22 protein-coding genes and 1 other annotated feature are annotated in these 22507 nt (G+C 51.3%); of the genes, 11 read left to right on the top strand and 11 right to left on the bottom strand.

Features of this window, described 5'->3' with window-relative positions:
• Nucleotides 1-135 precede the first annotated feature (135 nt).
• Nucleotides 136-1302, bottom strand: a complete 1167-nt coding sequence (gene dacD, locus HYQ67_RS14640; protein WP_202304528.1) for a serine-type D-Ala-D-Ala carboxypeptidase DacD — start codon at nucleotides 1300-1302, stop codon at nucleotides 136-138.
• Between the two features lie 241 nt (nucleotides 1303-1543).
• Between dacD and HYQ67_RS14645 the strand changes: the two genes are divergently transcribed.
• Together HYQ67_RS14645 and sbcB are read left to right on the top strand one after the other, a co-directional pair.
• The gene (locus HYQ67_RS14645; protein WP_202304530.1) at nucleotides 1544-2728 is read left to right on the top strand and encodes an acyltransferase family protein; all 1185 of its coding nucleotides are present in this window, start codon (nucleotides 1544-1546) and stop codon (nucleotides 2726-2728) included.
• A gap of 38 nt (nucleotides 2729-2766) precedes the next feature.
• On the top strand, nucleotides 2767-4206 hold the full coding sequence (gene sbcB / locus HYQ67_RS14650; RefSeq protein ID WP_237391262.1) for an exodeoxyribonuclease I: 1440 nt from the start codon (nucleotides 2767-2769) through the stop codon (nucleotides 4204-4206).
• 270 nt (nucleotides 4207-4476) lie between these two features.
• Here the strand turns inward: sbcB and HYQ67_RS14655 are convergent, their stop codons facing one another.
• From HYQ67_RS14655 to HYQ67_RS14675, 5 genes are all read right to left on the bottom strand, one after another.
• Nucleotides 4477-5841, bottom strand: coding sequence for an APC family permease (locus HYQ67_RS14655; protein WP_202304534.1), 1365 nt, complete (start codon nucleotides 5839-5841; stop codon nucleotides 4477-4479).
• The gene (gene yoeI, locus HYQ67_RS24405; RefSeq protein WP_202304720.1) at nucleotides 5831-5893 is read right to left on the bottom strand and encodes a membrane protein YoeI; all 63 of its coding nucleotides are present in this window, start codon (nucleotides 5891-5893) and stop codon (nucleotides 5831-5833) included. The genes HYQ67_RS14655 and yoeI overlap by 11 nt, the downstream gene beginning before the upstream one ends.
• 154 nt (nucleotides 5894-6047) lie before the next feature.
• The gene (gabT, locus tag HYQ67_RS14665) at nucleotides 6048-7346 is read right to left on the bottom strand and encodes a 4-aminobutyrate--2-oxoglutarate transaminase (RefSeq protein ID WP_202304536.1); all 1299 of its coding nucleotides are present in this window, start codon (nucleotides 7344-7346) and stop codon (nucleotides 6048-6050) included.
• 139 nt (nucleotides 7347-7485) lie between these two features.
• Complete coding sequence (locus HYQ67_RS14670; RefSeq protein WP_202304538.1) at nucleotides 7486-8397, bottom strand: LysR substrate-binding domain-containing protein; 912 nt, start codon at nucleotides 8395-8397, stop codon at nucleotides 7486-7488.
• 38 nt (nucleotides 8398-8435) lie between these two features.
• On the bottom strand, nucleotides 8436-9263 hold the full coding sequence (locus HYQ67_RS14675; protein ID WP_202304540.1) for an SDR family oxidoreductase: 828 nt from the start codon (nucleotides 9261-9263) through the stop codon (nucleotides 8436-8438).
• 197 nt (nucleotides 9264-9460) lie between these two features.
• On the opposite strand from HYQ67_RS14675, the gene hisL reads away from it, so the two are divergent.
• The 9 genes from hisL to hisIE all read left to right on the top strand — a co-directional run bounded on the left by hisL (nucleotide 9461) and on the right by hisIE (nucleotide 16710).
• Nucleotides 9461-9511 (top strand): his operon leader peptide, encoded by a 51-nt coding sequence (gene hisL, locus HYQ67_RS14680; RefSeq protein ID WP_202304721.1) that lies wholly within the window; start codon nucleotides 9461-9463, stop codon nucleotides 9509-9511.
• Nucleotides 9487-9609, top strand: a sequence feature (His leader region). Its footprint overlaps the gene before it by 25 nt.
• 35 nt (nucleotides 9610-9644) lie before the next feature.
• Complete coding sequence (gene hisG / locus HYQ67_RS14685; protein WP_202304542.1) at nucleotides 9645-10544, top strand: ATP phosphoribosyltransferase; 900 nt, start codon at nucleotides 9645-9647, stop codon at nucleotides 10542-10544.
• Between the two features lie 4 nt (nucleotides 10545-10548).
• Nucleotides 10549-11871: a histidinol dehydrogenase gene (gene hisD / locus HYQ67_RS14690; RefSeq protein ID WP_202304543.1), complete on the top strand. Its 1323-nt coding sequence runs from the start codon at nucleotides 10549-10551 to the stop codon at nucleotides 11869-11871.
• Nucleotides 11868-12950, top strand: a complete 1083-nt coding sequence (gene hisC / locus HYQ67_RS14695) for a histidinol-phosphate transaminase (RefSeq protein WP_202304544.1) — start codon at nucleotides 11868-11870, stop codon at nucleotides 12948-12950. Before hisD ends, hisC begins: the two co-directional genes overlap by 4 nt.
• Nucleotides 12947-14014, top strand: coding sequence for a bifunctional histidinol-phosphatase/imidazoleglycerol-phosphate dehydratase HisB (hisB, locus tag HYQ67_RS14700; protein ID WP_202304545.1), 1068 nt, complete (start codon nucleotides 12947-12949; stop codon nucleotides 14012-14014). The genes hisC and hisB overlap by 4 nt, the downstream gene beginning before the upstream one ends.
• Complete coding sequence (hisH, locus tag HYQ67_RS14705) at nucleotides 14014-14604, top strand: imidazole glycerol phosphate synthase subunit HisH (RefSeq protein ID WP_202304547.1); 591 nt, start codon at nucleotides 14014-14016, stop codon at nucleotides 14602-14604. The genes hisB and hisH overlap by 1 nt, the downstream gene beginning before the upstream one ends.
• Nucleotides 14605-14609: 5 nt before the next feature.
• Nucleotides 14610-15347, top strand: coding sequence for a 1-(5-phosphoribosyl)-5-[(5-phosphoribosylamino)methylideneamino]imidazole-4-carboxamide isomerase (gene hisA / locus HYQ67_RS14710; protein WP_202304549.1), 738 nt, complete (start codon nucleotides 14610-14612; stop codon nucleotides 15345-15347).
• Nucleotides 15329-16105, top strand: coding sequence for an imidazole glycerol phosphate synthase subunit HisF (gene hisF / locus HYQ67_RS14715; protein ID WP_202304551.1), 777 nt, complete (start codon nucleotides 15329-15331; stop codon nucleotides 16103-16105). The genes hisA and hisF overlap by 19 nt, the downstream gene beginning before the upstream one ends.
• Nucleotides 16099-16710 carry a bifunctional phosphoribosyl-AMP cyclohydrolase/phosphoribosyl-ATP diphosphatase HisIE gene (gene hisIE, locus HYQ67_RS14720; RefSeq protein ID WP_202304554.1) on the top strand — a complete coding sequence of 204 codons (612 nt, stop codon included), beginning with the start codon at nucleotides 16099-16101 and terminating at the stop codon, nucleotides 16708-16710. The genes hisF and hisIE overlap by 7 nt, the downstream gene beginning before the upstream one ends.
• A gap of 59 nt (nucleotides 16711-16769) precedes the next feature.
• Here the strand turns inward: hisIE and wzzB are convergent, their stop codons facing one another.
• From wzzB to HYQ67_RS14745, 5 genes are all read right to left on the bottom strand, one after another.
• Nucleotides 16770-17756 (bottom strand): LPS O-antigen chain length determinant protein WzzB, encoded by a 987-nt coding sequence (gene wzzB, locus HYQ67_RS14725; protein ID WP_202304556.1) that lies wholly within the window; start codon nucleotides 17754-17756, stop codon nucleotides 16770-16772.
• Nucleotides 17757-18026: 270 nt separating this feature from the next.
• A complete protein-coding gene (gene gndA, locus HYQ67_RS14730) occupies nucleotides 18027-19439 on the bottom strand; it encodes an NADP-dependent phosphogluconate dehydrogenase (protein WP_202304558.1) in 1413 nt (470 codons plus the stop codon).
• Between the two features lie 131 nt (nucleotides 19440-19570).
• Nucleotides 19571-20410 (bottom strand): glycosyltransferase, encoded by an 840-nt coding sequence (locus HYQ67_RS14735; RefSeq protein ID WP_348519215.1) that lies wholly within the window; start codon nucleotides 20408-20410, stop codon nucleotides 19571-19573.
• A gap of 30 nt (nucleotides 20411-20440) precedes the next feature.
• On the bottom strand, nucleotides 20441-21628 hold the full coding sequence (locus HYQ67_RS14740; protein ID WP_202304564.1) for a CDP-glycerol glycerophosphotransferase family protein: 1188 nt from the start codon (nucleotides 21626-21628) through the stop codon (nucleotides 20441-20443).
• Nucleotides 21622-22503, bottom strand: a complete 882-nt coding sequence (locus HYQ67_RS14745; protein ID WP_202304565.1) for a glycosyltransferase family A protein — start codon at nucleotides 22501-22503, stop codon at nucleotides 21622-21624. The genes HYQ67_RS14740 and HYQ67_RS14745 overlap by 7 nt, the downstream gene beginning before the upstream one ends.
• Nucleotides 22504-22507 lie beyond the last annotated feature (4 nt).

Raw genomic sequence — 22507 nt, forward strand, 5'->3', positions numbered from 1 at the left:
TTATACACCACCATTCGTCCGTAGCGTATCCGTCCGTTAATCATTTAAGAGTAATATGCGAGCAGGATCGCGTTTAAAAAAGATAAAAAAACGGGTGGAGATCGCTCCCCACCCGCCATTCCTTCTCAGGGGAAATCAAAACTTGCGGTGTAAGTAGTCGCTCAGGCGTGAGAACGTGCCGCCCTTCTGCACTTCGTTTAGCGTCACCAGCGGCCAGTGGGCAATGAGCTTATCGCGATCGAAGAGTTCAATCTCACCCACGCGTTTATTTGCCGCCAGCGGCGCTTCCATATCCTGGCGATCGAGCACGTATTTGGCCTTGATATTTGGCACTTCTGATTTTGGCAGCGCCAGATAAACATCCTGTCCAGGCCCGACATCCACCGTCTCTTTGTCACCGTACCAGATATGTTCGGTGCCAATTTTTTTACCTTTGTGCAGGATCTGCACCGTATCGAAATTGTCCTGGCCCCAGTGCAGCAGTTTGCGGGCCTGCTCCTCACGACCTTTGGAGCTTTCGGCTCCCATCACCACGGCAATCAGACGGCGCTGGCCCTGCACGCTGGAAGCAATCAGGTTGAAGCCGGCGCTGGCCGTATGGCCGGTCTTCAGGCCGTCGACGTTGAGCTTTTTATCCCACAGCAGCCCGTTACGGTTGTGCTGGGTAATGCCGTTCCAGGTGAGGCTCTTCTCACTGTACATATGATAAAACTCAGGCTCGCCATGAATAATGGCGCGGGACAGAACGGCAAGATCGTAAGCCGAACTGTGCTGGCCTGGCGCATCCAGACCGTGAACCGTTTCGAAATGCGTATCCCGCAGGCCGAGCTTAGCCACATATTTGTTCATCAGCGCCACGAACTGAGGCTGACCGCCCGCCACGTAATCAGCAAGCGCCACGCAGGCATCGTTACCCGAATCGATAATCAGGCCACGGCTAAGATCGTGAACGCTCAGCTTGTCGCCGGGCTTGAGGAACATCAGCGATGAGCCGTCAAAGACAGGGTTGCCCTTCGCCCAGGCGTCTTTACCTACGGTAACGATGTCATCACCACTGATGCGCTTGCTGTCAATGGCGCGGTCAATCACATACCCGGTCATAAGCTTAGTCAGACTCGCCGGATTGCGCTGAACATGCTCATTGTTTGCCGTCAGGATCTGACCGGTGGTGTAATCCATTAAGACCCACGATCCTGCCTGAATTTGCGGCGGCTGAGGCCAGGAAGCGAAGGTGTTACCAGCAAAGGCAGAATGAGCTGACACTGTGAACAGACTCAGTGCGAGCAGCAGGCGGGTTTTCAACGGGATATCCTCGGAAACATATTTTCAGCGGCTCGTTTTACGGGAAATCGATTTTTTTTGCGCAGAAAAATTGCAAGGAAATATGACATTTTCTCTATCCAATTAAGGGCACCAGTGATCCATTGCACCGTCACCTCCGTATTTTCTGATAATACTTATTACTCTCACTCCTCTTATTGCCAGCTGTTCTATTCATTTATATCTTGCGCGTTTGCGTAATTTTTATTCTGAAGGTACCCGAATGGTGCAAAGTAAGAGCTGGACGCCGGAACTTGAGGGTTTACGAGGGTTTGCCTCGCTATGGGTGCTGCTCGGGCATATTTGCCTGCTCACGCAATGCCCTATCCCGTTGCTTTACGATCCAGGAATGGGTGTGGATTTGTTTATCTTATTGTCGGGTTATCTGATGGCGAAAAATTATCAGGAGCGCGCCGAAAAAGAACCCTGGAATAGCGTAAATACCTGGCAAAAGTTTTGGTTAAGACGTTTATTCCGTATCGCCCCTCTGTATTATTTACTGCTGATTGTGGCACTCATATTTGGGGCCTGGTTTGGTGAAATGCGCGAAATAATTTCCAACGCCTGGCCGACAACAACGACGTTAAGCAGCCGCTATGCAGATCGCTCCTTAATCAATATTTTTAGCCATTTAACTTTCGTGTTTGGCCTTATCCCCAGCTTATCTTACCGCACGGTATTACCAGACTGGAGTATCGGGCTCGAGATGCAGTACTACCTGATTTTCCCGTTCATCATGCTGATTATTATGCGTTTTGGCTTTGCCATCAGCGCCGTGATGCTGATGCTGTTCTGCCTGGCGGCGCGCTGGCTGCTGCCTGACTATTTCAACGCCTTCCCAATGCCGTCGATGATCCTGATTAAACTCCCGCTTTTCCTCGCCGGGATGCTGATTTCACAAGCGATACGACACAGGCAAATCCGCTATATGGGCCTGGCGCTGCTGGCCCCGGTGGTTGCCTGGCAAATGCGCATCGCTGAAAATCATCTGCGCCTGATAATGGAATGCCTGCTCATTGCAGGTATGACAGGCCTGCTGTGGCAGCCGCAGAAACGCACCCGGCTGACAGAACTCTTCAACTACCCACGTTATTTGCTGACGCGCCCGGTCAGCCTGTTCCTTGGTGACGTTTCTTATTCTGTCTATCTGCTGCACCTGATGATCGTCATCCCTGTCATCGGTCTGCTGGTTCAGACGACGGCCTTTAGCCATCTCCCCTCCTTTGTCCGTTTTATGGCGGCAGCTTGTTTGTGCCTGCCTGTGACCTACCTGATTGCCCTGGGGCTGTACCATAAAGTTGAAAAGCCGGGGATTGCCCTGGGAAAACGCATGATTGGCAATCCGGCAGCGCAGCCGCAGCGCGAAGCGCGAAGCGCCCTGACGGTAGGTTTACTTCTGATGCGTTAGCAAATGAGTTACCATTGAGCCAGACTTTTTTCAGCTTAATGGTAACTTCCGTGTCTGAAACCGCATCGCTCCCTACATTCCTGTTTCATGATTATGAAACCTTCGGTAAAAGCCCTTCCCTTGACCGTCCGGCACAGTTTGCCGCCATTCGTACCGACGACCAGTTCAACGTCATAGGTGAACCTGAGGTCTTTTACTGTAAGCCAGCGGATGATTACCTGCCCCAGCCGGAAGCGGTCATGATCACCGGTATCACGCCGCAGGTCGCGCTGGCGAGAGGTGAGAACGAAGCCGCGTTCGCGAAACGCATTCACGACATTTTTACCGTGCCAAAAACCTGCGTGGTGGGCTATAACAACGTTCGTTTCGATGATGAAGTCACCCGCAATATCTTTTACCGCAACTTTTATGATCCGTACGCCTGGGCCTGGCAGTACGACAACTCCCGCTGGGACCTGCTGGATGTCATGCGCGCCTGCTACGCCCTGCGCCCGGAAGGCATCGTCTGGCCGGAAAACGAAGACGGGCTGCCGAGCTTCCGCCTGGAACATTTAACGAAAGCCAACGGCATTGAGCATGCCAACGCGCACGATGCGATGTCAGACGTTTACGCCACGATCGCTATGGCCCAACTGGTAAAAACTCGCCAGCCCCGCCTGTTTGACTATCTCTACAGCCACCGCTCGAAGCAAAAGCTGACGACGCTGATTGATATCCCCCAGATGAAGCCGCTGGTGCACGTTTCCGGTATGTTTGGCGCGTGGCGCGGTAATACGAGCTGGATTGCTCCGCTGGCATGGCATCCTGAAAACCGCAACGCGGTGATTATGGTCGACCTTGCTGGCGACATCTCCCCCCTGCTGGAGCTGGATGCCGATACGCTTCGCGAGCGGCTGTACACGCCAAAGGCAGCGCTTGGCGATGTGGCGGCGGTGCCCATCAAGCTCGTTCATCTGAATAAATGCCCTGTGCTGGCGGTGGCCAACACGCTGCGCGCGGAAGATGCGGAACGCCTGGGTATCGACCGCCAGCAGTGCCTGAACAACCTCAAACTGCTGCGTGAGCACCCCGGCGTGCGTGAGAAAGCGGTGGCGATTTTTGCCGAAGCCGAGCCGTTTGTGCCTTCCGATAACGTGGATGCGCAAATCTACAACGGTTTCTTCAGCGATGCCGACCGTGCCGCCATGCGTATCGTGCTGCAGACGGAGCCGCAGAACCTTCCGGCGCTGGACATTTCTTTTGTCGATAAGCGTATCGAGAAACTCCTGTTCAACTACCGGGCGCGTAACTTCCCCGGCACGCTGGATGAAGCGGAGCAGCAGCGCTGGTTAGCCCATCGTCAGGAAGTGCTGTCTCAGGAGGCGTTGCAGGCGTACGCCCTTGAACTGGAGGCGCTCTATAATCTGCATGAAGGGGATAAAGAGAAGACGGCATTGCTTAAAGCGCTGTTTGAGTATGCGCAGTTTTTAGTGGGGTGAGGATCCTGTCGGATGGCGCTGACGCTTATCCGGCCTACCGCAGGACGGGTCATGAATACAAAAAAAGGCTCCCATTTTTGGGAGCCTCAGACTGATGACAAACCTAAACCGAAAGGAATTCGAAAAGATCTCACCGAATAAATAACAAGGAAAATCAATTCATTGATTTTCGGCAGCTATCCACAAAGAAGGAAAAACCACGCTTTTTCCTTCTTTGTCAGCAATCTAAGGCTCCCATTTTTGGGAGCCTTTTTCGTATTCAGCTTAATGTTACGCTAAATCTTCGTTGAACTGCGGCACCGGGTTACGGAAGCGACGAGTGACGAAGGCCAGGTAAGTCAGGCCGATTGCCGCCCAGATCAGGCCCAGAATCATTGAGCTCTCTTCCAGGTTAATCCACAGTGCACCTACGGTCAGCGCGCCGCAGATTGGCAGCACCAGATAGTTGATGTGGTCCTTGATAGACTTGTTGCGGCCTTCACGGATCCAGAACTGGGAAATCACCGACAGGTTCACAAAGGTGAACGCCACCAGCGCACCGAAGTTAATCAGCGCGGTCGCGGTCACCAAATCAAACTTGATGGCGAACAGCGCGATGATACCCACCAGCACTACGTTCAGCGCAGGGGTACGCCACTGCGGGTGAATGTAGCCGAAGAAGCGCTCCGGGAATACACCGTCGCGGCCCATCACGTACATCAGGCGAGAAACGCCAGCGTGTGCGGCCATGCCCGATGCCAGTACGGTCACACAGGAGAAAATCAGGATGCCAAACTGGAAGGTTTTACCCGCCACGAAAAGCATGATTTCTGGCTGTGACGCGTCCGGATCGTGGAAGCGTGAGATATCCGGGAAGTACAGCTGCAGGAAGTAGGAAACCACAACGAAGATCACGCCGCCAATCAGGGCAGTCAGGAAAATCGCTTTCGGGATCACACGGCCTGCGTCTTTGGTCTCTTCGGACAGCGAGCTGATGCCGTCAAAACCAAGGAACGAGAAGCAGAGTATGGTCGCACCGGTAATCATCGGCACCACGTTTGCGTGTTCCGACCAGAACGGTCTGGTGCTGGTCAACGTGCCGGCACCTTCGCCGTTTGCCACGCCGTAAATCACCAGACCGGTAATCACCACCATCACAACCATCTGCAATACAACGATCAGGCTGTTGAAGTTTGCCACGGTTTTGATGCCGCGCAGGTTGGAGATGGTCATAAAGCCCACCAGCAGCACGACGAAGATCCATGACGGAATCGACGGCACCAGAGCTTCGAAATAGATTTTGGCCAGCAGGATGTTGATCATCGGCATGAAGAGGTAATCAAGCAGCGAGGACCAGCCCACCATAAAGCCGACCACCGGGTGGATAGCTTTCTGAGCGTAGGTATACGCAGAACCCGCTGACGGGAAACGGCGTACCAGCTTTCCGTAACTTAACGCGGTGAACAAAATTGCCACAAGGGCAAACGCGTAAGCCGTCGCGACATGTCCGTCGGTAAGGCCAGATACAATACCAAATGTATCGAAAAGCGTCATAGGCTGCATATAAGCCAGACCCATCATCACTACCGGAATGAGCGTCAGGCTCTTACGGAGTTCGATACGTGAATTTGCACCTGCGGTGACGTTAAGCGACATGGTCATTCCCCCAAACGGCGAATGCATGCGCAAAAGCAAAAAACTGCCCCATCTTAATTTCCTCGGCGACACGACTGTCGTTTTTTAAAAGCTAGTATCTATCCGGTACGAAGCCCGGCCTCTTGGTTTTTTTGGCGGATGCCTGTTTGACTGCTTGAACTCAATGCAAAAAAATAACCGACGCGTTTAACGTCGGTTTTTTAATCTCATTTAGTGAGGCGCGTATTTTGCACCAATTCGAGGCAGGATGACAAGATGTTGAGGCCTTGATTCACAATTTCTTTTTCAGCGGTTAATGGCACTAAAAACCTGATGACATTTCCCCGCACGCCACATGACAAAAGCACCAGGCCCTGACGGCCTGCCTCCTGCACCAGCGCTGCGGTTAGCTCCTTGTCAGGACGGTGGCTGTCCCGCCCTTCCACCAGCTCCATGGCGATCATTGCACCCTGCCCACGGACATCGCCAATGCAGTCAAATTTCTCTGCCATTTGCTGCAGTCTGGAGGTGATTTGCTCCCCTATTGCCAGAGCGCGTTCGTTAAGATTTTCTTCCTCAATAATATCCATAACTGCCAGCGCCGCGGCAATAGCCACCGGTGACCCGGCATAGGTTCCGCCCAGTCCGCCCGGCAGTGCTTTATCGAACAGGGATTTCTTACCCACCACTGCGGAAAGCGGGAAGCCGCCAGCCAGGCTTTTCGCCATAGTAATCAGATCGGGTTCCACTTCGCTGTGCTCGATGGCGAACGTTTTGCCGGTGCGGCAGAAGCCGCTCTGGATTTCATCGGCAATCAGCACAATCCCGTGCTTATCGCACAGGGCGCGGAGCTGCTTCATAAATTGCGGGGACGCCGCGTAGAATCCCCCTTCTCCCTGCACCGGTTCGATGATAATTGCCGCCACGTCATCAGGAGAGACATCCGCCGCAAAAATCCCCGCCAGCGAAGCCAGCGCCTGGGTATCGGTCACGCCAAGATAGGCGGCTGGATAAGGCGCATGGTAAATACCTGCCGGGAACGGACCGTATCCTTTCTTATAGGGCTGAACTTTGCCGGTCAGCGCCATACCAAGCAGGGTGCGCCCATGGAATGCGCCACGGAAAGCAATAACAGCAGAACGCCCTGTGGCAACCCTTGCGACTTTAATCGCATTTTCGACAGCCTCAGCCCCCGTGGTCAGGAAGAGCGTCTGGCAAGGCTCGCTGATGGGGGCCAGCTCGTTCAGGCGTTCTGCCAGCTCAATGTAGTTCCCGTAAGGCGTGACCTGGAAGCAGGGATGGGTAAACTGCTCCAGCTGCTGGCGAACCGCTTCGATGACCGCCGGATGGTTATGTCCGGTATTCAGAACGGCGATACCCGACGCAAAGTCGATGTAACGCTTTCCCTCGACGTCCCACAGTTCCGCGTTCTTAGCTTTTTCTATATAGACAGGCAGTGAGTTACCGACACCGTGCGGGACGGCCTGCTCACGCCGCGACTGCCACTGCTGATTGGTTTGCTTCATACGGACTCCTTGCGCACAAAAAACCTCTGCAAAACAAAGCAGAGGAGAAAATTTAAACGCGAAGACATTGTCAGAAGATATATCGATCCACTTTTAACAATAGATGTCCGTCCAGGGGTCTGCCACTCACCCGGAAGTATTATTTAGCGGTGCCGTAGACGGTGGCGATCTCCGGGCTGGCAACGATCTGTTCCCGCCACCACTCGCTGGCAAGCCCTGCTGTTTGTTCGTTCCAGCCAATCCAGACCGGTACAAACGGCACGTGGGAGACAACCTGTTTTTCCACCAGCACGCCGCTTTCGATAAACCGCTGAGCCATGTAGCGCGGCATGTAGCCGCAGCCGATCCCGCTGATTTGCAGCTCAAGTTTGGTTTTGAAATCAAAGACCGTTATGGCTTCCTGGTCTTCGAGCAGGTGCATCGCGCGGGAAGGTTCAAGTCGAGAAGTGTCGCCGACGACGACGGCCCTGCTGCGTTTGATTATTCGGCGGGTGAGCGGCTCTTCCGCTTCGGCGAGAGGGTGATGAGGAGCGACGACAAAGACAATTTCCAGCTGACCCAGCAGCGTAAAGCCAAAGCCACTTAACGAGGGCGGGTCGCTCATTGCGCCGACGATAATATCGGCCCTCCCCTCCGTCAGCGCTTCCCATGAGCCGCCCAGCACGCCGTTGATGAATTTCAGCCGCGTCACGCTGTAGCTTTTGTAGAACGCTTCGATAAGCGGCGTCAGCAGCGAAAAAGGAAAGGAGTCATCGACGCCGATCACCAGCTCGTTTTCCCAGCCCTGATGAAGCTTGATGGCCTGTTGTTCCAGCTCGCGGACGGTATGCAGCACTTCACGGCCCTTTTCCAGCAGCAGTTGGCCGGTGCGGGTGAAGCGGGCGCGGTGCCCCGTCCTATCCAGTATCTGAATATTGAGATCGTTTTCGAGTTTCTGAACGGTGTAGCTGAGCGCGGAGGGAGTTTTAAAGAGCTTCGTTGCCGCCGCAGCAAAGCTCCCTTCTTTATCCAGGGCGTCGAGAATAATCAGTACATCCAGCAATGGTTTCATACTCGCCTCGACGATAACGAGCAATGCCCCCCGCTGCGCTATTGCATAGGCATCACTAAAGGATTTGGATACTGGTATTCAAATCCGAGTTCATTGCAAATTCGGCTGCCGTCCACCAGTTTTCCACGCCCGGCAGCCTGCTGAGTACGGAAACTCGGTACGGCCAGATCCAGCTGGCGCGCCATCTGCGAATAAAACTCTTCGCGAGAAGGATGATCGGGCGCACATAAATTATAGATGTGTCCGCCCTTTGGGGCCTGCAACAACAGCGTAATTGCTGAAATCACATCCTCGAGGTGAACCAGATTGACGCCGTGGCCGCCGTTGGCGACGTCAGCTTTACCCGCCAGGAAGCGCCCCGGATGACGTTCAGGCCCCACCAACCCAGCCAGACGCAGAATATCCACCGACGTTCCGGGTAAATCATGCAGCCACTGCTCCAGCTCTTTCAGCACGCGGCCGCTGGCCGTAACCGGGTTGAGAGGAGAGCTCTCTTTCACCATCCCTTCCCCGTCGCCATAGACAGACGTTGAGCTGGTAAAAATGATCCGTGGGACCTGGTGCGCCAGCGCACTGTCGACAATCTGCTGCACTGCCTGCCGGTAAAAATCGTCACCTTCACCAGTCCGGCGTGCAGGAAGAGTCATCACCAGCGCATCGACGTTCAGTAACGCATCAAGATCGTCACTGTCACAGACCAGCTCCGGCGTCAGCTCAAGATGGTAGCCGTCGATGCCGCACATGCGGGCTGCCTCCACGCCATCGAGCGTCGTTTTACTTCCTGCGACCTGCCAGCCCCGCGCTGATAATGACAGTCCCAACGGCATTCCTAACCACCCTAACCCGACAATCGCAACCTTTTTCATGCCTTATCTCCTGGCGTGCAGCATATTCATCTGCGCTGTTTGACAGCCCTTGATTAAGGCTACGCCAGGTTGGCAGAACTGACAATTACCACGACTAAACATAATATTAACCCAGAAGGAAAAAAGCCCTTGCACTCGGTGCTGCATCTGGTTTACGGTAAAAGCACACCATGAATAAACATTCATACGAGTATTTTATGACACGCGTTCAGACTGCAAGCCATCATCATCACCATCATCCTGACTAGTCTTTCAGGCGATGTGTGCTGGGAGACGAAAAGATCTTCCAGTGGCGCATAAACGTGTGAATAAGCCCCCGGAAGATTTCTTCCGGGGGCTTTTTTTTGGACGTCAGACAGGAATGGATAAGGGGTATCACCAATGTTAGATAACAAACGTTTACGCATAGCTATGCAGAAGTCTGGCCGTTTAAGCGATGATTCACGCGAATTACTGGCGCGCTGCGGCATTAAAATCAACCTGCACACCCAGCGCCTGATCGCCCTGGCCGAGAACATGCCGATTGATATTCTGCGCGTGCGTGATGACGATATTCCGGGCCTGGTGATGGACGGCGTTGTCGACCTGGGCATTATTGGTGAAAACGTCCTTGAAGAAGAGCTGCTGAACCGTCGCGCTCAGGGCGAAGACCCGCGCTATTTCACCCTGCGTCGTCTGGACTTCGGCGGCTGCCGCTTCTCGCTGGCGGTATCCGTTGACGAACCCTGGGACGGCCCTGCCTCCCTTAACGGCAAACGTATCGCTACCTCTTACCCGCACATTCTGAAGCGCTACCTTGATGAGAAAGGCGTGCAGTTCAAATCCTGCCTGCTGAACGGCTCCGTTGAAGTTGCGCCGCGCGCAGGCCTTGCCGATGCGATCTGCGATCTGGTCTCAACGGGTGCCACGCTTGAAGCCAACGGCCTGCGCGAAGTGGAAGTTATCTACCGTTCTAAAGCCTGCCTGATTCAGCGCGACGGCGAAATGTCGACTGAAAAACAGCAGCTCATCGACAAGCTGATGACCCGTATCCAGGGCGTCATTCAGGCCCGCGAATCCAAATACATCATGATGCACGCGCCGAGCGAGCGTCTGGACGAAATTATCTCCCTGCTGCCCGGCGCCGAGCGCCCGACCATTCTGCCGCTGGCGGGTGACCAGCAGCGGGTTGCCATGCACATGGTGAGCAGCGAAACGCTGTTCTGGGAAACCATGGAGAAGCTCAAAGCGCTGGGCGCCAGCTCCATCCTCGTGCTGCCAATTGAGAAGATGATGGAGTAAGCCCATGTCGACCTTCAACACGGTAATTCACTGGAACGAATGCGATAAGGCCGGGCAGCAGGCGTTGCTGACCCGTCCGGCGATTTCAGCCTCTGAAAGCATCACGCGCACGGTAGCTGAGATTCTCAATAATGTTAAAAGCAACGGTGACCAGGCGCTGCGCGAATACAGCGCGAAATTTGATAAAACTGAAGTTCAGCAGCTGAAAGTCACCGCTCAGGAGATCACCGCAGCCGTGGCGCGTCTGGGGCCGGAAATTAAAGAGGCGATGGCGGTTGCCGTTGCCAACATCGAAAAATTCCACGTTGCGCAGCAGCTCGCCCCCGTCGACATTGAAACCATGCCGGGCGTACGCTGCCAGCAGGTCACTCGTCCGGTTGCCTCCGTTGGTCTGTATATCCCCGGCGGTTCCGCACCGCTGTTTTCTACCGTGTTGATGCTCGCGACTCCTGCCCGTATTGCAGGCTGTAAAAAAGTTGTCCTCTGCTCGCCTCCGCCGATTGCCGATGAAATCCTTTATGCCGCGCAGCTTTGCGGCGTACAGGAAGTGTTTCAGGTTGGCGGCGCGCAGGCCATTGCCGCCCTGGCGCTTGGCACTGAAAGCATCCCGAAAGTGGATAAGATCTTCGGGCCGGGGAACGCCTTTGTCACCGAGGCCAAACGCCAGGTAAGCCAGCGTCTGGATGGAGCCGCAATCGACATGCCAGCGGGGCCATCTGAGGTGCTGGTGATCGCCGACGGCGGCGCAACGCCAGATTTCGTGGCCTCTGACCTGCTTTCCCAGGCGGAACACGGCCCGGATTCCCAGGTCATTCTGCTTACGCCGGATGCCGCCATGGCGCAAGCCGTCGCCGAAGCTGTAGAACGTCAGCTCGCCGCCCTGCCCCGTGCGGAAACGGCCCGCAAGGCGCTGGAAAGCAGCCGCCTGATTGTTGCCAGCTCGCTGGAACAGTGTATTGAGATCTCTAACCAGTACGGGCCTGAGCACCTGATTATTCAGACCCGCAACGCCCGAGACCTGGTAGACAGCATCACCAGCGCCGGTTCCGTGTTCCTGGGCGACTGGTCGCCGGAATCTGCCGGAGACTATGCTTCAGGGACCAATCACGTCTTGCCGACCTACGGCTATACCGCCACCTGTTCCAGCCTGGGCCTGGCGGATTTCCAGAAGCGCATGACCGTGCAGGAGCTCACACCCCAGGGTTTTGCAAGCCTTGCGAAAACGATTGAAACCCTGGCCGCCGCCGAGCTGCTGGACGCCCACAAAAACGCCGTGACCCTGCGCGTTGCCGCACTGAACCGTAATAAAAACGAGGAGATGCTATGAGCATTGAAGAGTTAGCCCGCGCGAACGTTCGCGCCCTGACCCCTTACCAGTCGGCCCGCCGCCTGGGCGGCAACGGCGACGTCTGGCTGAACGCCAACGAATATCCGACGGCGGTTGAATTCGAACTGACCCAGCAAACGCTGAACCGTTACCCGGAGTGCCAGCCAAAGCTGGTGATTGAGCGCTATGCCGAATACGCGGGCGTGAAACCGGAGCAGGTTCTCGTCAGCCGTGGCGCAGACGAAGGCATCGAACTGCTGATCCGCGCCTTCTGCGAACCGGGTAAAGACGCCGTGCTGTATTGCCCGCCAACCTACGGCATGTACAGCGTCAGCTCCGAAGCGTTTAACGTTGAGTGCCGCACGGTGCCGACGCTTGAAAACTGGCAGCTGGATTTATCGGGCATCGCGGAACAAATCGAAGGCGTAAAGGTGATTTACGTTTGCAGCCCGAATAACCCAACCGGGCAGCTCATCAATCCGCAGGACTTCCGTGTACTGCTGGAGATGGCGCGTGGCAAGGCGCTGGTCGTTGCCGACGAAGCCTATATCGAATTTTGCCCGCAGGCGACGCTGACGGGCTGGCTGGAAGAGTATCCGCATTTAGTCGTGCTGCGCACGCTCTCAAAAGCCTTTGCTCTTGCTGGTCTGCGCTGCGGTTTTACCATCGCCGCTGAAGAAGTCATCAATCTGCTGATGAAAGTTATCGCACCTTATCCCCTGTCCACGCCGGTTGCGGACATAGCCGCTCAGGCGTTAAGCCCGCAGGGCATCAACGCAATGCGTGAACGCGTGGCGGAAGTGCTGCTCATCCGTCAGTATCTGATTGCCGGACTGCGAGAAACCGCCTGCGTTGAACAAGTTTTCGACTCAGAGACCAATTACGTGCTGGCGAGAATAACCGCCTCCAGCGCGGTATTTAAATCTTTGTGGGATCGGGGCATTATCTTACGCGACCAGAATAAACAACCCTCGTTAAGCGGCTGCCTGCGGATCACCGTTGGCACCCGTACCGAGTGCGAGCGCGCCCTCACCGCGCTGCGCCAACAACCCGGCCTGACGGCCACGGAGGCTGTGTGAGCCAGAAAATTTTATTTATCGACCGCGACGGCACCTTAATTTCCGAACCACCTTCTGATTTCCAGGTGGATCGCATGGACAAACTGGCCTTTGAACCAGCCGTGATCCCGGCCCTGCTGCAATTGCAAAAGGCTGGCTACAGGCTGGTGATGATCACTAATCAGGACGGACTGGGCACGGCAAGTTTCCCGCAGGCCGATTTTGACGGCCCGCATAACCTGATGATGCAGGTGTTCACCTCGCAGGGCGTGACGTTTGACGACGTGCTGATCTGCCCGCATCTGCCTGCGGATGAGTGCGACTGCCGCAAGCCGAAAATTGCTATGGTGAAGGGTTATCTCGAAGAAGGCGTGCTGGATAAGCCAAACAGCTACGTGATTGGTGACCGCGCAACGGACATTGAGCTGGCGGAAAATATGGGCATTCAGGGGCTGCGTTATAACGCTGAGACGCTGAACTGGCCGGCAATCGGCGAGCAGCTAACCAAACGCGACCGCTACGCGCACGTCGAACGCGCCACCAAAGAAACGCAGATCGACGTGCAGGTCTGGCTGGATCGCGAAGGCGGCAGCAAGATCAATACCGGCGTCGGCTTCTTCGACCATATGCTTGACCAGATCTCTACCCACGGCGGCTTCCGTATGGAGATCAGCGTTAAAGGCGATCTGTATATTGACGATCACCACACCGTGGAAGACACCGGCCTGGCGCTGGGCGAGGCGCTGAAAATCGCGCTTGGCGATAAGCGCGGCATTACCCGCTTTGGCTTCACCCTGCCGATGGACGAATGCCTGGCGCGCTGCGCGCTGGATATCTCCGGCCGTCCGCACCTGGAGTATAAAGCCGAATATAACTTCCAGCGCGTGGGCGACCTGAGCACCGAGATGGTCGAACACTTCTTCCGCTCGCTCTCTTACACCATGGGCGTCACGCTGCACCTGAAGACCAAGGGCAAAAACGACCACCACCGCGTCGAAAGCCTGTTCAAAGTCTTTGGCCGCACGCTGCGCCAGGCGATTCGCGTTGAAGGCGATACGCTACCCTCCTCAAAAGGGGTGCTGTGATGGACGTGGTGATCCTCGATACCGGCTGCGCTAACCTGCTGTCGGTAAAATCCTCGATAAAAAGACTTGGCTACGATCCGGTTGTCAGTCGTGATGCGGATACGGTTTTACGTGCCGATAAATTGTTCTTACCAGGCGTCGGCACCGCGCAGGCCGCGATGGATCAGATCCGCGAGCGCGATTTAATCGAGCTGATTCAGGCCTGTACCCAGCCGGTGCTGGGCATCTGTCTGGGCATGCAGATTCTGGGCAGCCACAGCGACGAAAACCAGGGCGTAAAAACCCTGGGCATCATCGATGAACCGGTACTGAAAATGACCGACCACGGCCTGCCGCTGCCGCACATGGGCTGGAACCGCGTCTATCCGAAAGCAGGCGACCGCCTGTTCCGGGGCATTGAAGACGGTGCGTATTTCTATTTCGTTCACAGTTATGCGATGCCGGTTTGCTCAAGCACTATCGCACAGGCCAGCTACGGCGAGCCGTTCACGGCTGCGGTACAAAAAGACAATTTCTACGGCGTGCAGTTCCACCCGGAACGCTCGGGCACGGCCGGCGCGAAATTGCTCAAGAACTTCCTGGAGATGTAAGCACGATGATTATTCCCGCTCTCGATTTAATTGACGGCAAAGTGGTGCGTCTCCATCAGGGGGATTACGGCCAGCAGCGCGACTACGGCAGCGACCCGCTCCCCCGCCTGCAGGACTATCAGGCCCAGGGTGCCGAAGTGCTGCACCTTGTAGATTTAACCGGTGCCAAAGATCCAGCTAAGCGCCAGCTCCCCTTAATCAAAACACTGGTTGCCGGTGTGACAATCCCCGTGCAGGTTGGCGGCGGTGTACGTACCGAAGAAGATGTTGCTGCGTTATTAGAAGCTGGCGTTGCACGTGTAGTTGTTGGCTCAACGGCGGTGAAATCCCCCGAAATCGTCAAAGGCTGGTTTGAACGCTTCGGCGCAGACGCGCTGGTGCTGGCTTTAGATGTCCGTATCGACGAGCAAGGCAATAAGCAGGTGGCGGTAAGCGGCTGGCAGGAAAACTCCGGGGTGTCGCTGGAAGAGCTGGTGGAAACTTATCTGCCGGTCGGCCTGAAACACGTGCTGTGCACGGATATTTCCCGCGACGGCACGCTGGCTGGCTCTAACGTCTCATTATATGAAGAAGTTTGTGCGCGTTATCCGCAGGTGGCGTTTCAGTCATCCGGCGGCATTGGCGATATTAATGACGTAGCCGCACTGCGCGGAACCGGCGTGCGCGGCGTGATTGTCGGGCGGGCATTGCTGGAAGGTAAGTTCAACGTAGCGGAGGCGATTTCATGCTGGCAAAACGGATAATCCCCTGCCTGGACGTGCGTGACGGCCAGGTCGTAAAAGGCGTGCAGTTTCGCAATCACGAAATCATCGGCGACATCGTGCCGCTGGCAAGCCGCTACGCGCAGGAAGGTGCCGACGAGTTAGTGTTCTACGATATCACAGCATCCAGCGACGGCCGCGTAGTCGACAAGAGCTGGGTATCCCGCGTGGCGGAAGTTATCGATATTCCTTTCTGCGTGGCGGGCGGTATCAAATCAGTGGACGACGCGGCAAAAATCCTGTCGTTTGGCGCGGACAAAATCTCAATCAACTCCCCTGCCCTGGCAGACCCTGAGCTGATCACCCGCCTGGCCGACCGCTTTGGCGTGCAGTGTATTGTAGTAGGCATTGATACCTGGTTTGACAGCGGGACCGGCAAGTATCACGTTAACCAGTATACCGGCGACGAAAGCCGTACGCGTGTGACGCAGTGGGAAACTCTGGACTGGGTACAGGAAGTCCAGAAGCGCGGCGCCGGGGAAATCGTACTGAATATGATGAACCAGGATGGCGTGCGCAACGGCTACGACCTTGAGCAGCTGCGTAAAGTACGTGAAGTTTGCCATGTACCGCTGATTGCATCCGGTGGCGCGGGAACAATGGAACATTTCCACCAGGCATTCCGCGATGCGGACGTAGACGGCGCGCTGGCAGCTTCCGTTTTCCATAAACAGATTATCAATATTGCTGAACTGAAGGCCTACCTGGTTCAGCAGGGCGTGGAGATTCGAGTGTGTTAACAGAACAACAGCGTAACCAGCTGGACTGGGAAAAAACGGATAACCTGATGCCGGTCATCGTCCAGCACGCCGTATCCGGCGAAGTTTTAATGCTGGGCTATATGAACCAGGAAGCGCTGGCGCAGACGGAACGGAGCGGCAAAGTCACTTTCTTTTCCCGCACTAAGCAGCGCCTGTGGACCAAGGGTGAAACCTCCGGCAACTTCCTGAACGTTGTCAGCATCACGCCCGACTGTGATAACGACACGTTGCTGGTGCTGGCAAACCCGATTGGCCCGACGTGCCATCTGGGCACATCCAGCTGCTTCGCTCCCGCTAAGCATGACTGGCATTTCCTGTATGAACTGGAACAGCTTCTGGCCTCGCGTAAAACCGCCGATCCGGAAAGCTCATACACAGCCAAATTGTACGCCAGCGGCACCAAGCGTATCGCCCAGAAAGTGGGTGAAGAAGGCGTGGAAACCGCACTGGCTGCAACAGTGAATGACAGGTTTGAACTGAAGAATGAAGCGTCTGACCTGGTCTATCACCTGCTGGTACTGCTGCAGGATCAGGATCTGGATTTAAGCGCGGTGATTGAGAATTTGAAGCAGCGGCATAAATAGCTGTTTGATAGATGCAAAAAAGGCCGCTGATGCGGCCTTTTGTGTATTTGCAATAATGCTTAGACGGTTGGCTTGTAGTTACGAATAGCGTTACGTCCAAGCACAAAACCTGAGCCAATCATCCCCCCCAGCAGAGCCGCCAGAACCAGCGTCAGGCCTTTCTTTGGAGCATCGCGACGGATAGGCAGATTCGGCTTCATCACGTAGCGGTAAGCGTGGATAGTTTTTGGGTCGATTTGCAGCGCCTGAATATCAAACAGATTTTGTTTGGTTTGATAGTATGCGCCGGAGAAGACCAACGGACGGGTCGCCTCATTTTTGATCATTGACGACAGACCTTCGCTACCCAGCAAGAACATGGTGTCTTGCGTGACATCTGTCGCCTGCTGAACCTGCGGAGAAGTGATCTTTGCTTCATTAGCATACTTCAACGCTTCGCTGATCTGCTTGATGCGCAGCTGTTTTTGCTCCACGGCAACTTTTTCCTGCGTCTTCAGGGAATCGTTCAGGGTTGTGATTTGCAGCTTGATGTTATCCTTCAGGTCACCAGCCAACTCTTCGCCAATTTCAACATCAACCTTTTGAATGTATTGAGCAAGTTTGGCTTGCGCGTTTTTAGCGCTGTCACCAACATAACTCACCTGCAGCGGTAACGACTGGCCTTTAACGGAGGATTCAATCGTCAGTTTTTCCGGTTTTTCCTGGTTTTCTAACGTTTCAGAAAGTGCCGCGAAGGATGAGTTAAAGCGCCCAATAACACGCTGCTGCACATCCGAAATGTTCGGTGCAGAGCCGCCATAAATGACATTTAAGGCATTGTTATAAGTAGCAATTTGCGCAGCATCTGGCTGCGTAATCACGGCTGTAGAGGTCCATTTCTCTTTGGCTACCAGAAGGTAGACTATCGCCAGGAGGATCATCACCACGGTAACAGCAATAATGGTGACTTTTCCTTTCCACAACTGAATAATAAGATCAATTAAATCAATGGATTCAGGCGTGCTTCCAATATGATTGCGCATCATATTATTGTTATCTTGATTCATGGTTACCCTAAGAAAAATGTTTCACATAAAGCCTGCACTTAAGCCAGATGAGTATAATCCCATAGCGGGGAAAATACCTGAACCGAATTGCTTATTTTTGTCAGAAAAGACTGAAAAGGCAGGGGAAATGAAGCTGGAAGAAGCTCAGAGTGTAATGGTGCTCTTTAGAAGAATTCCCTAAACAGTTACCGCCTACGTACAACAAATAAAAAAGCCAGCAAAGAATTTCCCTCGCTGGCCTAAATTTAGCTTATAATTTCTTGAAAGAAATTACTTTTCCATCCACTCGGTATGGAAAACACCTTCTTTATCAGTACGCTTATACGTATGCGCACCGAAGTAATCACGCTGCGCCTGGATCAGGTTGGCAGGAAGAACCGCAGAACGATAGCTGTCGTAGTAAGAGATCGCAGCGGAGAAAGTAGGCGTAGGAATACCATTTTGTACCGCGTAAGAAACAACATCACGCAGCGCCTGCTGGTATTCATCTGCAATTTTCTTGAAGTACGGTGCTAACAACAGATTAGCAATAGCCGGGTTCTCAGCATAGGCGTCAGTGATCTTCTGCAGGAACTGCGCGCGGATGATGCAGCCAGCGCGGAAAATCTTAGCGATTTCACCGTAGTTAAGATCCCAGTTGTTTTCTTCAGATGCAGCGCGCAGCTGAGAGAAACCTTGTGCATAAGAAACAATTTTACCCAGATACAATGCACGACGAACTTTCTCGCTGAATTCAGCTTTATCGCCTGCAAATGGCTTAGCCTGGGGACCACTTAGTACTTTGGAAGCTGCAACGCGCTGCTCTTTAAGGGAAGAGATATAACGCGCGAACACTGATTCCGTGATCAGGGACAGCGGCTCACCGAGATCCAGAGAGCTCTGGCTGGTCCACTTCCCGGTACCTTTGTTGGCAGCTTCGTCGAGGATCACATCAACCAGGTAGTTACCTGCTTCATCTTTTTTAGTGAAGATGTCTTTAGTGATATCGATAAGATAGCTGCTCAGCTCACCTTTGTTCCAGTCGGTAAAGGTTGTTGCCAGCTCTTCATTGGACAGGTTCAGGCCATGCTTAAGCAGCGAGTACGCTTCAGCGATAAGCTGCATATCGCCATATTCGATACCGTTGTGAACCATCTTCACGTAATGACCAGCGCCATCCGCACCGATATACGCTACGCAAGGTTCGCCATCTTCGGCAACCGCGGCAATTTGCTTAAGGATAGGAGCAACCAGCTCGTAAGCTTCTTTTTGACCACCAGGCATGATCGATGGGCCTTTCAGGGCACCCTCTTCACCACCGGAAACACCAGTCCCGATAAAGTTGAAACCTTCAGCTGACAGCTCACGGTTACGACGGATGGTATCCAGGAAGAAGGTGTTACCACCGTCAATCAGGATGTCACCTTTATCAAGATAAGGCTTCAGAGACTCAATGGTTTTGTCCGTGGCCTCACCAGCCTTAACCATCAACAGAATACGACGAGGCGTTTCCAGAGATTCCACAAACTCTTGCACCGTGTAGTAAGGAACCAGCTTCTTGCCCGGGTTCTCTGCGATAACTTCTTCAGTCTTGTCGCCAGAGCGGTTGAACACGGAAACGGTATAGCCACGGCTTTCGATGTTCAGCGCCAGGTTGCGCCCCATCACAGCCATACCAACAACGCCGATTTGTTGCTTGGACATTACATACTCCTGTCAGGTGTGGTCACCGCAGCGTGCGCGCGGCTTGAAATGTGGTGAAGATGTTAACTCAAATAAAGACAAGATGGATAGTATTTGATGCATACTTTGCATAGAGGCTAGAAAAGTAATTGCTACTTCCCCTTATACATATAAACATGTCTAACTTTCTTATATGCGAAGCTCATAACCGAAGTAGGTAATAAATGAAAAAACAAACGCAAAGAGATTAAAATCACATTCCGGACACTTACTCTCTTTAATTTAACCATATATTTCAGCCTTATTTTTATTTCACTTAATGCTTTTTTTATTCCCTTTCGTCGTGAGAGCATGTTCTCGTTGACTCTATAACTTAATAAAACATCAGGCAAATTAGAGAAGTGAAATCCTTTTTCTAAGAGAAGAAACCACAATGCCATATCCTCTGTATAAGAAGTGTGTTCAGGATATCTGGCGCCATTTATAAAAACTTCCCTCCTGAATAATACTGACGGGTGTACGAAAGGACAATTAGTTATACTGAGATCAATCAATTCTTCATGATTCAAAGGAAGGGTTTTTTCTTTCATTGCAAACGAAGAGCCAAACTCTCGACATGCAGTGCCGCAAACATCAGTTTTTAGATTCCGAATCATAAAGTTAACTTGCTTTCTAATTCTCGCAGGATGCGAAATGTCATCGGAATCCATTCTGGCTATAAATTTATACTTTTCGCACACTAATACCTTCTCAATGAGGAAATTTAAAGCATGTGCGAGGCCTTGATTGTGTGCAGAAAAATAAACTTTTACATTATGATAGTTCGATAAAAAATCAAGATATTTTTGTAAATTATCCCCAACCTCACCATCTCTATAAATAAATAAATCAATGCATTGATAGGATTGCAGAAAAATACTATCTACAGCACTCTTTAGATAGGACAAGTCATCTGATTTATAGACACTCATTATTACAGCAACATTTATCACTTTATAATCACCAGAAACTCGCAAAGAAATTCACAATGAGCAGATGAGCAGTTGTTTAACTTTCAAGTAATGCTCTTTACAATTCCCTTGAGACTTTATATTAAGGCGCAACAAATATTCATCCATATCAAATCCTGTCATTTCGTTTTTGGTTAGACTCTGCAAAAATTCAGAAAAGTTACTTAAATATCTACCTTTAGCTAACTCTTTATAGCTTTTAGAAAAACCCACTCTCTGCTGGTAGTCATTCAAGTCATATGGAATAAATAACACTTCTTTTTTAGTAACCAAAAAATCCAAGTATATACTTGAATAGTCTGTAATTAACTTATCAAAGCATGCCAGTAGAGGGGTAATGTCACTAACTATATTTGAATTTAGAGGAACAATTCGTTTAGATTCATATATCCCTTCAGGGATATGTGATTTATAATAAGGATGCTCACGTAAAAAAATGAATATATTATTTTCTTCAAGAAATTCATGTAAGGCTACACAATTAAAATCTATAAACGGGAAAAATCGTGTAACACCTGAGGGACGCCAAGTAGGAGAATATAGTACTTTTATGCAATCAGCGTATACATTTTTCAAATCATTGGAAATATATTTAGCCAAATCATTTTCTGAATTAAGAATAAAATCATTACGTGGCTGCCCTAACTCAAGGTAGTCTATATCTCCGTTCTTGTCAAAAACATCATACATAACATCCTTAAAGAATGGGGAATAACATGTAACATGTGTGAAACACCGTAATTTTAAACGTCGATTAATTTTTTGTAAAAAAGAAATATTATTTTCAGCCATACCGATTTTTTTGAGTGGAATTCCATGCCCCAAATGATAAACAATTCTTTTGTTATTTTTTATAAGGCAATTCAATGGGGATTCAATAGTTGAGCATATCCAAGCTTTGGCTCTAAGTGCAAACCATTTTCCTTTAATAGTGTTTGTTCCAATAAAATGAGCATTAGGATTTTTCAACGCAATCTCTTTACGTTTATACGCATCATTAATAACAAAATAACATTCTATTTCATCATCGAATCGTTCATTAATATATTCGAACAGAAACCTAGAGTTGAAATTATAATTTTTATTCCCAGTAGAATTGAAGATTAATCTATTCCTAACTAAAGGTAAAAATTTAGTGATATAAGCAAGGAAATTATTTATGAAGAGTTCTGAAGTCGAAAGCATTATTTTTCTTAGCATTGCAAAACCTTAGTTCTTACTATATACAGCAAAGATCTGGGCAATAGATACAATCTACCAGATAATAATTCAGATATAGCCTTTAATATACAATTAGCACTCTTAGACTTAATCGCATAGTATACGAAGATTAATTGCCAATTTTTTTCCGCTTTGATTTCAAATATGGAATTTTTATTTTCTTCATAACATTTCCTTATCACAGCAAGGGCTTTAGCGTAAAGGGCAATATTTTTATTGCGGCTAATACTATTTGTATCTGTTTGATCATAAATATAGCCCACATCATCAATAACTTTAGATTTAATATTAAAATCAAAGAAACGACGCCAAAAAATTAGAGCATCCCCCCACTTGGAGTTAACATCAAATCCATTGCATTGAAGAAAGCATTGTTTATTGAATAAATATGGAGGTTTACCGGCATAATTTAATGGTGCCTCTAACATATGCCTTCTGAAGTCGATTGAATTACTGAGGTTTTTATCCTCCTGAATACTAATTTGACCTGAAATGCGGATCATTATTTTTTTAAAAGATATAAAATCTGGATGTGAGGAAGTTATCTCACAGGCAATTGTGTTAAAGACAGAGGGATCCGAGATAACATCATCACTATCAAGAAATAAAATATAAGGGAACTTAGCTTTATCAGCACCTTTATTTTTAGCTGCTGCAGCACCTTGGTTTGTTTGATAATAATATCTAACTTTATTATTTTTTAAGTAGGGTTCAATAACTTTATAGGAATTATCAACTGAACCATCATCTATAATGATGATTTCATATTCCTTATAAGATTGAATTAAACAACTTTCAATTGCGGCGGCGATTGATTGCTCTCTGTTAAAAACAGTAATTATTATACTAAACATACCA

Origin of the sequence: Dryocola clanedunensis subsp. sulfonylureivorans (assembly GCF_016756775.1) — a bacterium.
Lineage (GTDB): Bacteria > Pseudomonadota > Gammaproteobacteria > Enterobacterales > Enterobacteriaceae > Dryocola > Dryocola clanedunensis.